7 protein-coding genes are annotated in these 16,297 nt (G+C 46.6%); 3 read left to right on the top strand and 4 right to left on the bottom strand.

The window, feature by feature from the left end:
* Positions 1-8 precede the first annotated feature (8 nt).
* From ACOIT5_RS14295 to ACOIT5_RS14280, 4 genes are all read right to left on the bottom strand, one after another.
* Positions 9-947: a PorP/SprF family type IX secretion system membrane protein gene (locus ACOIT5_RS14295; protein ID WP_423126835.1), complete on the bottom strand. Its 939-nt coding sequence runs from the start codon at positions 945-947 to the stop codon at positions 9-11.
* 12 nt (positions 948-959) lie between these two features.
* Complete coding sequence (locus tag ACOIT5_RS14290) at positions 960-7,652, bottom strand: gliding motility-associated C-terminal domain-containing protein (RefSeq protein ID WP_423126834.1); 6,693 nt, start codon at positions 7,650-7,652, stop codon at positions 960-962.
* An 843-nt stretch (positions 7,653-8,495) separates the two neighbouring features.
* Positions 8,496-9,281, bottom strand: coding sequence for an amidohydrolase (locus ACOIT5_RS14285; protein WP_423126833.1), 786 nt, complete (start codon positions 9,279-9,281; stop codon positions 8,496-8,498).
* A 52-nt stretch (positions 9,282-9,333) separates the two neighbouring features.
* Positions 9,334-12,267, bottom strand: a complete 2,934-nt coding sequence (locus ACOIT5_RS14280; RefSeq protein WP_423126832.1) for an FAD-binding and (Fe-S)-binding domain-containing protein — start codon at positions 12,265-12,267, stop codon at positions 9,334-9,336.
* Between the two features lie 653 nt (positions 12,268-12,920).
* Between ACOIT5_RS14280 and pta the strand changes: the two genes are divergently transcribed.
* The 3 genes from pta to ACOIT5_RS14265 are packed head-to-tail and all read left to right on the top strand — an operon-like array spanning position 12,921 to position 16,155.
* Complete coding sequence (gene pta / locus ACOIT5_RS14275; RefSeq protein ID WP_423126831.1) at positions 12,921-13,925, top strand: phosphate acetyltransferase; 1,005 nt, start codon at positions 12,921-12,923, stop codon at positions 13,923-13,925.
* A gap of 11 nt (positions 13,926-13,936) precedes the next feature.
* On the top strand, positions 13,937-14,908 hold the full coding sequence (locus ACOIT5_RS14270; RefSeq protein WP_423126830.1) for a 3-hydroxyacyl-CoA dehydrogenase family protein: 972 nt from the start codon (positions 13,937-13,939) through the stop codon (positions 14,906-14,908).
* 35 nt (positions 14,909-14,943) lie between these two features.
* Positions 14,944-16,155: an acetate/propionate family kinase gene (locus ACOIT5_RS14265; protein ID WP_423126829.1), complete on the top strand. Its 1,212-nt coding sequence runs from the start codon at positions 14,944-14,946 to the stop codon at positions 16,153-16,155.
* Positions 16,156-16,297: the final 142 nt, after the last annotated feature.

Below are 16,297 nucleotides of genomic sequence, written 5' to 3'. Positions count from 1 at the left end.
TTCCATTATCAGAAATAACGAGGTGAAGCATACTGCGTTTTAACGAGATTCAACTCATAAGAGACCATAATCTCATGCGTCCCGTTACTGTACGATCTAAGCTTAGAGGTTTCAAAATCAACGGCATAACCCACCCGCAGTTTGTCATTAATAATATACTGGGTATTAAAGCCATAAGCACCCGAAGACCGGATCATCGCCCCGATCCAGAATTTCTCTTTCAGCAGGAAACTGGCATTCAGATCGCCAACAAGGGGAGAACCGGTTACGTAACGGGTAATAAACGAGGGTCTAAACTTGACCGACTCGCTCAGGTCGACCACATACCCGCCGATCAGAGTGAAATGCCTCATTTCTGCATTAGTATTGTAGTTTGTTGTTCCCATCTCAAAATCGTTTTGCAGAATTTTGGGAATGGAAAGCCCTGCATAATAACGGGGAGCATACAGATAAGCGCCTAAGCCAAAATTCGGCATAAACTTTCGAACCACCTCTCCGGTAAATGTCGGGTCTTCTTCGGTAAAGAGCGAATGTTTTCCCAGATTATTATCATAATTGGTGAAACCCGCTTTCAATCCCAATCTCAGGTTCACCTTCTCCGTTAACTTCAAACGGTATGAATAGTCGGTAAAAAGGGCAAACCGGTTGATGAATTGTATTTTATCATTTATAACCGACAGCCCCAGGCCAATATTCTCATTTTTCAACGGAGCCTGGGCCGTAAAGGTCTGGGTTTCGGGGTTACCCTCGAAACCAACCCATTGGTAGCGACCGAGGGCCATCAGTCCGATACTTTCCCAGGTTCCGGCGTATGCCGGGTTATAGGACTGAACATTGAACATGTACTGACTGTACATGGGGTCTTGCTGCCCGTAGGAAGCAAGCGCCCATACCGTCACCCCAAACAGGCTTATCACATATTTTGATATCAATTTTATCGTCTTCATTTCTGATCTTGTTTACCGGTTAATATATACTGCTCCTTTGCGTACTTCTGAATTACTTAGCTTCAGGACGTAAAAATAGGTCCCTGCCGGTAATATTTCTTTTCCTTTTCCATTGACGTTTGCGCGTCCATCCCACCAGGCGTCAGTATTTCCGTAGATATCTGTATTCCCGTACCTGTCTTTTTCATAAACCTTAGCCCCCCAGCGACTAAAAATTTCGATCCGGGCATCCGGGTAGAGGCACATCCCGTGAATCCGGAAGTATTCGTTGATCCCATCGCCGTTCGGAGAGAAACCGGTGGGTACCTCTACGTTGTAAATATCGGGAACAATGATCGTCTGCGTACAGGTCGCCGTATTCCCGGCCTCATCAACAGCAGTCCAGGTAATAACGGTTGTGCCGATCGGGAAGCTTTCCGGAGCGTCATTATGCACCTGAATATCGCCGGGTAAATTCAGGTTATCAGATACAACAGGGGTTCCCAGGTTAAATCCGGAAGCCTGGCACAGATCCCAGTCTACCAAAATGGTAGAAGGATTTAACGGGCAAACAATATCCGGAGGAGTCGTATCCACCACATCAATCAACTGAACACAAGTCGTTGAATTTCCACAGTCGTCCGTGGCAGTCCAGGTACGTCTGATTGTATATTCAACGGCATTAGGTCCGTCAATGATCTGGTCGGCATAGGTCACTGAGGGAGCCGTATCACAGTCATCGTCGGCTGTTGCCATGCCGGTATTGGACGGATCGGAAGATTCATCGCCTTCGATGGTCAGATTGGGCGGACAGAAAGTAATTACAGGATCCGTAAGATCGATAAAGGAAATGGTTGAGGTCACCGGCATGGCTTCATTGCCACAAATATCGCTGGCCGTGAATGTCACAACAATCACCCGGTTACAACTTTGTGTATAGGCCGAATAATTATTCTCAACACTAATGTAGCTGTCGCAATTGTCTGAAACGCTTGCTGAAGCAAGCCAGGTGGCAATAGTCGCCTCATGCTCGACAGACAGGTCACAGGTCAGTACAAGCGGCTGAGGAGCCGTAATTACCGGAGCAATGTTGTCGATAAAGGTTATGGTTGAAGTAACCGGCACAGCGGCGTTACTACAAGCATCCGCAGCGGTAAAGGTCACTACAATCTCCTCGCCGCAGCCCTGGGTATAGGTATCGTAATCGTTGTTAATCGTCAGCTGTGCGTCGCAGTTTTCGTCGACGGTTACACTTTCCAGCCAATTTTCGATGCTTGTCCGGTAATCAGTTCCCGGTTCACAATTCAGCACAAGTGGCGCCGGGGCTGTAAGTACCGGGGCTACATCATCGTAGAAACTGATCGTCAGAATTTGCGGCGCGGCCACATTCCCATTCGCATCAACGGCAGTAAAGGTGATCACAAGGTCTTCGCCACAACCCTGCGTAAAGTCTCCTGTATAATCATGATTCAGCGCCGAAGCCATATCACAGTTATCCGATACCTGAACCTGGGAAATCAAAGACTCTATAATCAAGTCATATACCCCGGATTGGTTTTGATTGCACTCCATTGGAAATGGATTTGCAACATCCGGCAGGCTAATCACCGGCACTGTCTGATCATTTATTGTAAATGACTTGGTCAACATAGCTGTATTGCCGCAGGCATCTGTGGAGGCAAAGGTCACTTCCACACTCTGGTTTAGACCGGTGGTCGGCTGGGTGTAGCTGGCTGTTACCGTTACATCCCCGTCGCAATTATCTGTAGCCGTGGCTGTCGATGTCCAAACATCAACTGCGCCGGCATCAAAACAATCCATCACCAACTCTGCGACAGGTAAGTTTATAACCGGGGCTGCATCATCGTAGAAACTGATCGTCAGAATTTGCGGCGCGGCCACATTCCCATTCGCATCAACGGCAGTAAAGGTGATCACAAGGTCTTCGCCACAACCCTGCGTAAAGTCTCCTGTATAATCATGATTCAGCGCCGAAGCTATATCACAGTTATCCGATACCTGAACCTGGGAAATCAAAGACTCTATAATCAAGTCATATACCCCGGATTGGTTTTGATTGCACTCCATTGGAAATGGATTTGCAACATCCGGCAGGCTAATCACCGGCACTGTCTGATCATTTATTGTAAATGACTTGGTCAACATAGCTGTATTGCCGCAGGCATCTGTGGAGGCAAAGGTCACTTCCACACTCTGGTTTAGACCGGTGGTCGGCTGGGTGTAGCTGGCTGTTACCGTTACATCCCCGTCGCAATTATCTGTAGCCGTGGCTGTCGATGTCCAAACATCAACTGCGCCGGCATCAAAACAATCCATCACCAACTCTGCGGCAGGTAAGTTTATAACCGGAGCAGCGTCATCGTAGAAACTGATCGTCAGAATTTGCGGCGCGGCCACATTCCCATTCGCATCAACGGCAGTAAAGGTGATCACAAGGTCTTCTCCACAACCCTGCGTAAAGTCTCCTGTATAATCATGATTCAGCGCCGAAGCCATATCACAGTTATCCGATACCTGAACCTGGGAAATCAAAGACTCTATAATCAAGTCATATACCCCGGATTGGTTTTGATTGCACTCCATTGGAAATGGATTTGCAACATCCGGCAGGCTAATCACCGGCACTGTCTGATCATTTATTGTAAATGACTTGGTCAACATAGCTGTATTGCCGCAGGCATCTGTGGACGCAAAGGTCACTTCCACACTCTGGTTTAGACCGGTGGTCGGCTGGGTGTAGCTGGCTGTTACCGTTACATCCCCGTCGCAATTATCTGTAGCCGTGGCTGTCGATGTCCAAACATCAACTGCGCCGGCATCAAAACAATCCATCACCAACTCTGCGGCAGGTAAGTTTATAACCGGGGCTGCATCATCGTAGAAACTGATCGTCAGAATTTGCGGCGCGGCCACATTCCCATTCGCATCAACGGCAGTAAAGGTGATCACAAGGTCTTCTCCACAACCCTGCGTAAAGTCTCCTGTATAATCATGATTCAGCGCCGAAGCCATATCACAGTTATCCGATACCTGAACCTGGGAAATCAAAGACTCTATAATCAAGTCATATACCCCGGATTGGTTTTGATTGCACTCCATTGGAAATGGATTTGCAACATCCGGCAGGCTAATCACCGGCACTGTCTGATCATTTATTGTAAATGACTTGGTCAACATAGCTGTATTGCCGCAGGCATCTGTGGAGGCAAAGGTCACTTCCACACTCTGGTTTAGACCGGTGGTCGGCTGGGTGTAGCTGGCTGTTACCGTTACATCCCCGTCGCAATTATCTGTAGCCGTGGCTGTCGATGTCCAAACATCAACTGCGCCGGCATCAAAACAATCCATCACCAACTCTGCGACAGGTAAGTTTATAACCGGGGCTGCATCATCGTAGAAACTGATCGTCAGAATTTGCGGCGCGGCCACATTCCCATTCGCATCAACGGCAGTAAAGGTGATCACAAGGTCTTCGCCACAACCCTGCGTAAAGTCTCCTGTATAATCATGATTCAGCGCCGAAGCCATATCACAGTTATCCGATACCTGAACCTGGGAAATCAAAGACTCTATAATCAAGTCATATACCCCGGATTGGTTTTGATTGCACTCCATTGGAAATGGATTTGCAACATCCGGCAGGCTAATCACCGGCACTGTCTGATCATTTATTGTAAATGACTTGGTCAACATAGCTGTATTGCCGCAGGCATCTGTGGAGGCAAAGGTCACTTCCACACTCTGGTTTAGACCGGTGGTCGGCTGGGTGTAGCTGGCTGTTACCGTTACATCCCCGTCGCAATTATCTGTAGCCGTGGCTGTCGATGTCCAAACATCAACTGCGCCGGCATCAAAACAATCCATCACCAACTCTGCGGCAGGTAAGTTTATAACCGGAGCAGCGTCATCGTAGAAACTGATCGTCAGAATTTGCGGCACGGCCACATTCCCATTCGCATCAACGGCAGTAAAGGTGATCACAAGGTCTTCGCCACAACCCTGCGTAAAGTCTGCTGTATAATCATGATTCAGCGCCGAAGCCATATCACAGTTATCCGATACCTGAACCTGGGAAATCAAAGACTCTATAATCAAGTCATATACCCCGGATTGGTTTTGATTGCACTCCATTGGAAATGGATTTGCAACATCCGGCAGGCTAATCACCGGCACTGTCTGATCATTTATTGTAAATGACTTGGTCAACATAGCTGTATTGCCGCAGGCATCTGTGGAGGCAAAGGTCACTTCCACACTCTGGTTTAGACCGGTGGTCGGCTGGGTGTAGCTGGCTGTTACCGTTACATCCCCGTCGCAATTATCTGTAGCCGTGGCTGTCGATGTCCAAACATCAACTGCGCCGGCATCAAAACAATCCATCACCAACTCTGCGGCAGGTAAGTTTATAACCGGAGCAGCGTCATCGACAAAGCTAATCGTTAGTGTTTGCGGTTCTGCCGTATTTCCACTGGCGTCAATGGCTGTAAAGGTAATCACAAGGTCTTCGCCACAAGCTTGGGTAAAGCCCATATAGTCATGATTTAACAACGGCTCGAAATCACAGTTATCCGATACCTGAACCAGGGAAATTAAAAACTGTATCGACTGGTCATATACCCCGGATTGGTTTTGATTGCACTCCATTGGAAATGGATTTGCAACATCCGGCAGGCTAATCACCGGCACTGTCTGATCTTCAACAGTCAGGTTCAGCGTAGCTTCATTGTCATCGGGATTGGCATCCACCCAGTAATTGGAATAGGCCGTAGCCTTAACCGATAAAACGGAGTTCACCGCATCACAATCCGGAGCTTGCATGGTAATGGTAAACTCTACACTACCGTCAGCCAGTAAAGGATCATTAACTGTCCAGCTAACCGTATGGGCAACCGGATCGTGTATACCTCCTGCACTATTGGAAAGATAGGTTGCACTTTCGGGTAAATAAGCTGTTACCGTGTACGGGTGTCCCGAATGAGCAACCTCGCCAACGTTGCTCACTGTAATGGTGTAGGTGTATTGAGTCTCAGGTTCCACCGGATCTGCATCGGATACAATATCGACCACCAGGTCGGGCACATTTTGTACCGTTACCACGGCGTATGACTGATTATTATTCAAATCGGCATCCGGCCGGGTCGGATCAACATCCATAACCGCGATGTTCAGGATATTGGTGGAACCAACGGGAAAGTTACTGATATTGTCATCTACTTTCAGGGTATACGTAATGGTTGCGCTTGCTCCCGACGCCAAATCAGGCAGGCTCCAACTCAGCAAGCCGGCCGGTTCAGAATCTGTTCCACTCCCGGCATCCAAAACCGTCATATAATCTTCGTTATAATCGTCAGTAAGAGTTAAACCGATAGCTGTGCGGTTGCCAATATTCGTATAGTTAATGGTATATACCACTTCATCTCCCGGAAAAACGATGATTTTATCAGCTGTTTTAGTGATGGCTAAATCCGGGGCCGAAAGAACCGTTGTTTTTTCCTGAAAAATCGAATACGTCTGGGAAACATCACTGATAGCCACGGTATTCGTTAACTCTGTCCCGTTGGCGATATTATTCTGAACATTCAGAACTACATCTATAATGGTGTTTCCCTGGGGAAGCATTGGGAAATGCCACTGATTATTAAAATTCGAAGCCGGAGGATTGGCCGAAACAAACGATGTATTCAACGGGTAAGTTTCTGTCAGATAGACATTAGCCAAATCCTCTCCAACGTTGCAAATAATAATTTTATACGATAATTGAGACCCTGCCTGAACCGGATCGGGGGTATCAATCTTATACACGCTAACCAGATCAAAATCGTCATATTGTCCACCATAAATAAAGGTGGTCACCACGTTAGCCCCGGCCCCACACGTTACCGGAGTAGCGGTAATACTCGTATAAGAGTACTCATTTGGTTTCGTTCCTCCCGGGGTTTGGAGGCGATACCGAAAGAAGAAGATTTCTCCCGGAGCGATATAAGGCGTAACCTCTAATTCAGGGGTATCGCTATCCATCGGCAAAATTTTCCGGATCAAGTCCTGACCCTCAACATAATTTGAGGTTAAATTATATTTTTCGTACACATTCCCTGTATTTACCAGGGCCAACAGATACGTTAATGTGCTATTGGTAGCCGATTTAATACCTGCACTGGGATTGCTGATTGAGAACGTGCACCTCCGGCTGATTTCCGTGGTAACCACATTGCTTTCAACCGGTACCGTAACTTCAGTCGACTTAATAGTCGCGGAAAGAGTCAGCGTCTCCGTATCATTTAAAATCGAATACGCAGTAACTTCCTCTTCTGAAGAATTGGTCAGTTGGCCCGGATTCCCGGCGATCAGATTAACGGTAATGGAATAGATACCGGTATTCAATTGTTCGAGTTGCGGGATTTCATTCTTTGTCCAGGTGATTTTCCCGCCCGATTCAACACCTGCAGGAGTGGAGCCGGCATAAACAAAATTTCCGGCGGGCAAGCTCAGTTCAATCACCACATTATTTGCCAAAACAGCTCCAATATTGGAATAAGAGATGGTGTAGCTCAGTTCGTCCCCGGGCTCTGCTTCACCGGGACCGGTTACCCGGATATCCAGATTCGCTGCCTGGGAGAAACCTTCCGTAACAGGAAGCAGAAATAAGCACAGTACCAGTAATTGTTTCAGGTACCTTAAATAATTCAGGTAAAATTTAGTCTTCATATGCTATAAATTCTTTTTGTATTTTATACTCTTCTGCGAAAAATGCGATTATAAAACATCATAAGTTGCTAACTGTCAGCCGCTTAGCATCCGGCAATTCATACTTAGACCACACCGGCCGGCAACCGTTTTGCCAACCAAATTATTTGATACAGATTGAAAATTGAAAGATCCAAAAGATCGGGGTGAGCTAAAAAGAAAAAACCAGGCACCTGTGTTCCCTGAAATATCCGATACCAATCGTATCGTTTTTCGGATGATTATGCACAATCGTTTAAAAAAAACCCTACGTTCTGCCCAATCAATGAAACGAGCGCCAAATCCGGACCTACACAAGCAAATAACAAATACGTTCTTGAGAAAAGTAAATAATTGCCCCATCAAAATTGTTTTTAGTTTCAGCAAATTCAGTTTTTTGCCCCTTTTTCACTGAATAAACTGTCCGGCTTATCAAAAAAAAAATTGTCTTTCAACCGCTAATTCACCAAAAACATATGCAAAATACACATAATTTCAGGTTTTGAACAAGTTTTTAACAATTATTTTTTTTTCCTGCAAATCAGCCATTATAACCGGATTCTTTATTTATCTCTCAAGGTACGTCAAAACAACACTACGAGGCAAGATGAAATGACCGGATAAAAAAAAGAATTGACAAATACCCCGTCTGAGATATCAAACAGCCTTTTCTGACTATCAAACCGCTTTTTCTTTTATAAACAGACTGCTGTTGAAAAGATTTTATTTATCAATAAAGCACAAGTAAGGACAAAAAATTATCGAACTATCGTTCGATTTATTGATAAAAAACAACGATTCGAAATGACATACTGAAAGCACCAATCACAGGTTAAGTGAAAATTCGTCGGCGTCGGGCAGGACCGGAAATTTTATTCGAAAGTCCTCAAGCATTGATTTAGACAGCTTTGCAAAAAGAATTGCTTCCCGACCGGATACCTCGGCCACCATCGCTTTTCCTTTCGGATCAAAAACCAGGCTGTCCCCGGAATAACGAATGCCATTGGCATCCTTCCCGATGCGGTTTACTCCGGCCACGTAAGCCTGGTTTTCGATGGCGCGGGCTTTCAGCAAACATTTCCACACTTCTTTCCGGGGTGCCGGCCAGTTTGCACAGTTCAACAGCAAATCGTAATCGTTCCGGTTACGGCTAAAAACCGGAAAACGCAAATCATAACAAACCTGCGGCAGAATCCGGAAATTTTTCAGTTGAAAGATCTTTCGTTCGGTTCCGGGTGAAAAATGCAGCTGTTCCTCTCCCATCGAGAATAAATGCCGCTTATCGGAAAATTCAACTGTTTTGTCGGGCCGGACAAACACGAAGCGATTGTAATAACGACCTGCCTCGCTGATCATTAAACTACCCGCCATTACCAGCTGATACCGAAAAGCCAGTTCTTTCATCCAGTTCACCGTTTCTCCTGCCATCAGTTCGGCAAATCGTTCCACCTGCATCGAAAAACCTGTAGAAAACATTTCCGGCAACACAGCCAGATCGGTTTCAATCGGCATTTGTTGAAACAAAAGTTCCAGACGGCCACGGTTCGCATCCGGATTTTCCCAAACCAGATCGGTCTGAATCAGGGAAATATGTAAATGGTCATTAGTCACTGATTACTGATTACTGATTACTGATTACTGATTACTGATTACTGATTACTGATTACTGATTTACTGGTTCCCTGACCAGCGCTTCGTACAGCACTTCAACCGGGTGAAGCGCTTTTCGCCCGGCACCTTCTTCAATCTGATGGCGGCAAGAGGTTCCGGAAGCGCATATGATCTCATCAGCCCCGGCCTCGCGCACGGCAGGAAACAAAACCAATTCGCCGATTTTTAGGCTTAATTCGTAATGTTCTTTTTCGTAGCCAAACGAACCCGCCATCCCGCAGCATCCGCCGGCAATTTCAACAACCTGGTAGTTTTGCGGGATTTCCAGCATCGTTTTAGTTGGCGCCGTTGACGCAACAGCCTTTTGCTGACAATGCCCGTGCAGCTTAATTTGCTTTTTCTCCGCGGTAAATAAACTCCGGTCGATCTGTCCTTTTTCCATCCCGGCTGCAATAAACTCATCCAATAATAAGGTATGTTCCGACAGTTGTATCGCTTTTTCTTTCAGATGATGATCAACCAGTTCAGGATATTCGTCCCTGAAGGTCAAAATGGCTGAGGGCTCAATACCCAATAAAGGAGTTTCGGCAGAAACAAGCCGGTGCAATTGCAAGACGTTTCTGGTCGCTATTTTTTTAGCTGTTTTTACCAATCCTTTCGACAAATAGGTGCGCCCGCTTTCCCGGTGTTTGGGAATAGCCACTTCGTAACCCAATTTATTCAGCAATAAGATGGTTTTTATCCCGATCTCGCTTTCATTTTGATTGGTAAATTCGTCGGCGAAGAGGTACACTTTACCTTTCGCCTTTCCGTTGAGCAAAACCGGTTTTTTGTACCATTGCCGTAAACTTAATTTTGGGAGCGGAGGAATTTTCCTTTCTTCAGCAAATCCGATCATCCGCTTGAACAATACGGTCCCGCACAACCAATTCGTCAACGGTCGGACCAAACGGCCGATCCGGTATAACTGAGGCAGGTAAGCAATTAAACGGCTGCGCAGGGGAACTCCCCTGACGTCGTAATATTGTTGAAGAAATTCAGCTTTAAATTTGGCCATGTCCACATTCGACGGACATTCGGCTTTACAGGCTTTGCACGAAATACATAAATCAAGCACCTGGTATATTTCTTCCTGATCAAAGGGATTTGCTTTGCCCGGCCGGGTTAAAAATTCACGTAAAATGTTGGCCCTCCCGCGTGTCGACTTGTCTTCGTCTTTCGTAGCCATAAAGGTTGGGCACATGGTTCCACCGATCAGCTCGCTTTTCCGGCAATCGGCCGATCCGTTGCATTTCTCGATTGCCCTCAGCAGCCCCTGCTGATCGGAAAAGTCGAAAGTGGTTTTAAACTGCCGCGTTTCGCCAATCAGGTAACGCAGGTTTTCGGCGATCGACGGGGTATCGATAATTTTGCCCGGATTCAGGATCTGATCCGGATCCCAAGTCAGTTTCAGCTGCTTAATCAGCCGGTAATTATGATCGCCCAGCATAAACGGGATAAATTCGCCACGCAAACGTCCGTCGCCATGTTCGCCGCTCAGCGACCCCCGGTATTTTTTTACCAGGACAGCGATCTCCCGCGCAATGGTATGATACAGGATCACATCGGCATCTTCTTTCAAATTCAGCAAAGGTCGTAAATGAATCTCCCCGGTCGCGATGTGGGCGTATTTAACGCAGCTCAAGCCGTATTTCGCCAGCACCTGGTCGAACTCGTCCATGTAGGCCGGCAGATATTCCGGGGCGACGGCGGTATCTTCAATTACGGTTACGCTCCGCTTATCGCCGGGAATGTTTGAAAGCAATCCCAGCCCGGCGGTACGCAAGGCCCAGACCTTTTTAATATTTCCGTCGCCCTGAACCAACGGATAATGATAGCCCAGGCCGGCATTACGCAGTTCCTGCTCCAGTCTGGCGGCCGTATCGAGCAGTTCTTCCTCGGTTTCGCGTGCAAATTCGATCATCAGCATCGCTTTGGGATCGCCCGAAATGAAAAAACGGTTTTTACGTTGTTCAATATTTTCACGGGTACAGTTCATGATGATGTCGTCCATCAATTCAATCGCGCCGGGATGGTACTTCAGTGCAATGAGATTGCCCCGGTAGGCCTCCTGCAAACTTTTGAAATGTGCGCAAACCAAGCCGACATATTTCGGAGGAAGCGGAATCAGATTCAGCTTCAGACTGGTTGAAAAAGCCAGCGTACCTTCGCTCCCTGCCAGCAACTTACAGACGTTGATTTTTTCACCATTGCCTGTAAACGGATCGGTTTCAAGCAATACATCGATCGCGTAGCCGTTATTTCGCCGCTTTACTTTCGGGTCGGGGAATTCGTTCCGGATCTGCTCCTGATTGAACGGATCGGTAAGCGTTTCGTACAAATTCCGGTAAATTCTCGTTTCCGTTAAATCATCCGGCCCATTGGTTTTGGCAAGAAATTCGTCTGTCGTGAGCGCCTTAAATACCAGTTCCGACCCGTCAGCCAGGATACACTCAGCTTCCAGAATATGATCGCGCGCACTGCCATAAACCAACGAATGCAGGCCGCAGGAATTATTCCCGACCATGCCGCCGATGCAGCAACGGTTGGCAGTAGACGTTTCCGGCCCGTATTGCAAACCATGAGGCGCAAGATATTTGTTCAGTTCGGCCAGGTTAACGCCCGGTTCAACAAGCACCCATTTTTCTTCGGCATTAAATTCCAGAATTTTGTTCATGTATTTCGATACATCCACGACAATTCCGGGGCCTACCACCTGGCCGGCCAGCGAGGTACCGGCCGCCCTCGGAATAACCGAAGTTTTGTTCGCGCGGGCAAAGTTTATAATCCTGCGGATATCTTCTTTTGTTTTGGGTTTGCAGACAGCCTGAGGCAATTCCCGGTACGACGAAGCGTCGGTGGCATAAATGACACGCTGCACCTGATCGGTGTAAATATCGCCTTCGAGTACTAGCTTAAGCGGATAAAACAGGTCATTTTCTTTCATCTTGTTCAGTTCGACTGGTCATACAAACAAAAATAACCATTTTAATTCTACGTTTAACACGTTTGAAAAATCTGCCTCCGGGAATCGCTTTTAGAATATTTTGCTTTCCATTATGACCATCTTTCTAACTCATTTGATGTGGAATCCTCCCCTCCCTTTCTTATAGGGGAGAATGGTTCCGGCCAACCGGAACGGGGTATGTATGGAAACCCGATGCTTCAAAAATTTTTTAGAGCGTAAAAGGCGAAATCTTTATTTCAGCAAAAAAAACAAAGCTGTTCCGGCTGATTAAAAAATTTAAGAAAACTTAATATTCAAACCGCCAACGGGCCGAACAATCAATCCTATTGTGCAATCGATTGTATATTTCGAATATCCAAGTTTCCTCCAAGGCCTTAAGAAAGCCTGAATTTTGTCAGGATTAACAAATAAATAGCATAAACAGGTCATCACACGGCAGATTTTGCCTATTTTTGCAGATAGAATCTTTTAGTCAAAAATTAAAATCACAGGCTATCAGATCAAATGAACATGTTGCATAAACTTGGTGTCGGTTTTTTACCCTTAATACCGACGCTGAGCAAATAAAAAACAACGGATCTGAAAAAAACGTATTCATTCCATTAGTCAACTGAAAATTATTATTAGATATAATGAAATTACTTGAACGTGTTATTAAAAACGCACAAAGCTATCAAAAACGGATTGTGTTGCCCGAGGGTGCCGAACCCCGGACGCTAAGAGCCACAGAGATCATCCTGAAAGAAAATATGGCCCGGATCATTTTGTTGGGGAATCCGGTAGAAATTATGAAATCGGCCGAAGAATGTGGCGTAAACATTACCGGTGCCGTACTGATTGATCCTAAAACCGACAAACGTCGCGACTCGTATGCCGAAAAAATGGTTGAAATCAGGAAATCAAAAGGATTGACCAAGGAAGAAGCGCTGGAAATGCTGAATGATCCCCTCGTGTTTGCCCCGCTGATGATCAAATGCGGCGACGCCGACGGCGAAATTGCCGGGGCCATCAATGCAACCGGCGACGTGTTGCGACCCGCCTTTCAGTTTGTCAAAACCTTACCGGGAGTGAGCGTTGTTTCGGGAGCTTTTTTAATGTTCATCAATAACCCTCAGTTTGGCCACAACGGTATCATTGTGTTTGCCGACTGCGCGGTGATGCCCGACCCCGACGAACGCCAGCTGGCCGAGATTGCCGTAACAACCGCCAAAACAGCAAGAGCCATCGTAGGTATGGAACCACGGGTTGCCATGCTGAGTTTTTCGACCAAAGGAAGCGCCCAGCATCCCCACGTCGATAAAGTAGTGAATGCCCTTAAAATAGCTAAAGAACTGGATCCGCAATTAAAAATCGACGGCGAACTCCAGTTGGATGCTGCCCTGATCCCGGAAGTAGCCAAACTGAAAGCTCCGGACAGCGAAGTGGCAGGCCGGGCCAATATCCTGGTTTTCCCGGGTCTCGAATCTGCCAACATTGGCTACAAACTGGTTCAACGCCTGGCCGGAGCCGAAGCAATCGGCCCTGTTTTGCAGGGGATGGCCGCTCCGATTAACGACCTGTCCCGAGGCTGTTCGGTCAGCGATATTGTCAATATGGTAGCCATTACATCAAACCAAGCCGCAGCGCTTTTTGAATAAAATAAAGAGATATGTCGAGTGAGATTTTATATGAAGCCATAGAAGAATTTGGCTTAAGCAAAAAAGCAAAGTCTAAAACATTATTTTCCAAAATCGGGATTATCGGTTGCGGACTTGTAGGTCAGAACATTGCCCGTGTAGCCAGTTTCTACGGCATCGAAGTGGTTTTTATCGAAGTAAGCGAAGAAAAAATCAGGGAAGCCTACCGGAATATCGGCAAAGTACTTGATCACCGCATTGAACACTGGGGTTTAACCTCGAGCGAAAAAAGAGCGATTCTTTCCCGGATCAAAGGATCGTTAGACTATAAAGACCTGGCCGGTTGTGATTTTGTGATCGAAGCCATCCGCGCGGTCGACCGTGGCGGAAAGATCAAGGAAAGAAAAACCATCTTCAAAAAAATTGAGAAAGTGGTGGAGCCTGACTGCATCATTGCCACCAACTCCACCACCATCATCATCACCGAACTATCTTCTGAACTGGAACATAAAGAACGATGCGTGAGCCTGCATTTCTTCGTGAATTCGCAGGAAGCCCGTATTGTCGAGGTGGTCAAAGGTTTGTATACTTCCGATGAAGCCTACGAGAAAGTATGCAAATTTGTAAAACTGATTAACCGCAAGGTTGTTCCGGTCGAAGAATCGGCAGGGCTGGTAAGTGTCCGCATATTTGTGGTGTTATTGAACGAAGCCTGTGAAATCCTAATGGAAGGCATCTCCACCGTAGAACATATCGACGAGACCATGCGCATTGGCTTTGGCATGCGCCTGGGCCCCTTCGAAGTGGCCGATAAAATGGGATTGGACAAAATTATCCGCTGGATGGACAACATTTACAATGAATTTGGAGATGTACGATATAAACCGTCGCCCTACATTAAACGCCTGGTGAGAGCCAAGCAGCTCGGCATGGCCACCGGAAAAGGGTTTTATCATTACGACGAGGATGGCAATAAAATCCAGAACGGTAGCGATAATTGCTAACTACCGGACAATAAGGAAACTGAAAAAATAAACAAATGAAGATTCTTGTACTCAACTGCGGCAGCAGTTCAATAAAATATCAGCTTTTTAGCATGGGCGACCGCCATGTGGTCGCTAAAGGCGGCATTGAAAAACTGGGCATGAAAGGCTCCTTCCTGAAACACAAACACGAGGACGGACGCCAGATTGTATTTGAAGGTGAAATCCTCGACCATAAAGGAGGGATCGAATATATCCTGGGTATTCTGACAAGCGAAAAATACGGTTGTCTCAAAAATCTGGAAGAAATTGACGCCGTCGGTCACCGCGTTGTGCACGGCGGCGAATATTTCAGTTCCAGCGAGTTTATCACCAGCGAGGTGATCAATGCGCTGGTACAATGCACCAACCTGGCGCCTTTACACAACCCGCCAAACCTGAAAGGAATTTACGCGATGGAAGAACTGATTCCCGGGATTCCTCAAGTGGGCGTATTCGATACCGCCTTTCACCAAACCATGGAGCCGGTAGCCTATATGTACGGAATTCCCTACCTGTTGTATAAAAAGTACGGCATCCGCCGTTACGGCTTCCACGGCACGAGCCACCGTTATGTGACCAAACGGGCCTGCGATATTTTAGGCCGCGATTTTTCAAAACAGCGGATCATCTCCTGCCACCTGGGTAACGGGGCTTCCATCGCAGCCGTAAAAAACGGCAAGTCGGTTGATACCAGCATGGGATTCACGCCACTCGAAGGCTTGATGATGGGCACCCGGTCGGGCGACCTGGACGTCGGCGCTGTTACCTACATCATGGAAAAAGAAGAAATCGGGCTAAAAACGGCCAGTACACTGTTCAACAAACACAGCGGGGTATTGGGTGTTACCGGAATTTCGTCGGATATGCGCGAAGTAGAAGATGCAGCCGCGCAAGGAAACGAACGGGCACAACTGGCCCTGGATATGTACGACTACAAAATCAAAAAATATATTGGCTCGTACATTGCCGCTATGGGCGGACTGGATGTACTGATTTTCACCGGGGGAATCGGCGAAAATGCAGACACCACTCGCCTTGGAATTTCCAAAGAAATGGAATTCCTGGGGATTCAGCTGGATGAAGCCAAAAATAAAGGGCTTAGAGGCAAAGAAGCGGTTATCAGCAAAGAAAGTTCGCCGGTAACCGTCATGGTGGTCCCGACTGATGAAGAATTGATGATCGCCCTCGATACGGAAAAAATTGTCAGCGAACGAGCAAAATCATAAGGATTGCAGCATCAAAAATGAAAGTTTGACAGAATAAAAACACCTATCAATATCTAATTGTAACATCCGATGTTTTTCAGCATCGGATGTTTTGTTTTCCAGTGGTTTAAAAACATTTTTTTGTTTGACTTTTGTTCTTTAA

It is taken from the genome of Gaoshiqia hydrogeniformans (genome assembly GCF_049347105.1).
Taxonomy (GTDB): Bacteria; Bacteroidota; Bacteroidia; order Bacteroidales; family Prolixibacteraceae; genus Gaoshiqia; species Gaoshiqia hydrogeniformans.
This window is presented reverse-complemented; position numbering and strand designations above follow the sequence as displayed.

Coding starts and splice junctions, on each gene's coding strand:
- ACOIT5_RS14295 (WP_423126835.1), bottom strand. CDS start 947: ATGAAGACGATAAAATTGATATCAAAATATGTGATAAGCCTGTTTGGG.
- ACOIT5_RS14290 (WP_423126834.1), bottom strand. CDS start 7,652: ATGAAGACTAAATTTTACCTGAATTATTTAAGGTACCTGAAACAATTA.
- ACOIT5_RS14280 (WP_423126832.1), bottom strand. CDS start 12,267: ATGAAAGAAAATGACCTGTTTTATCCGCTTAAGCTAGTACTCGAAGGC.
- pta (WP_423126831.1), top strand. CDS start 12,921: ATGAAATTACTTGAACGTGTTATTAAAAACGCACAAAGCTATCAAAAA.
- ACOIT5_RS14270 (WP_423126830.1), top strand. CDS start 13,937: ATGTCGAGTGAGATTTTATATGAAGCCATAGAAGAATTTGGCTTAAGC.
- ACOIT5_RS14265 (WP_423126829.1), top strand. CDS start 14,944: ATGAAGATTCTTGTACTCAACTGCGGCAGCAGTTCAATAAAATATCAG.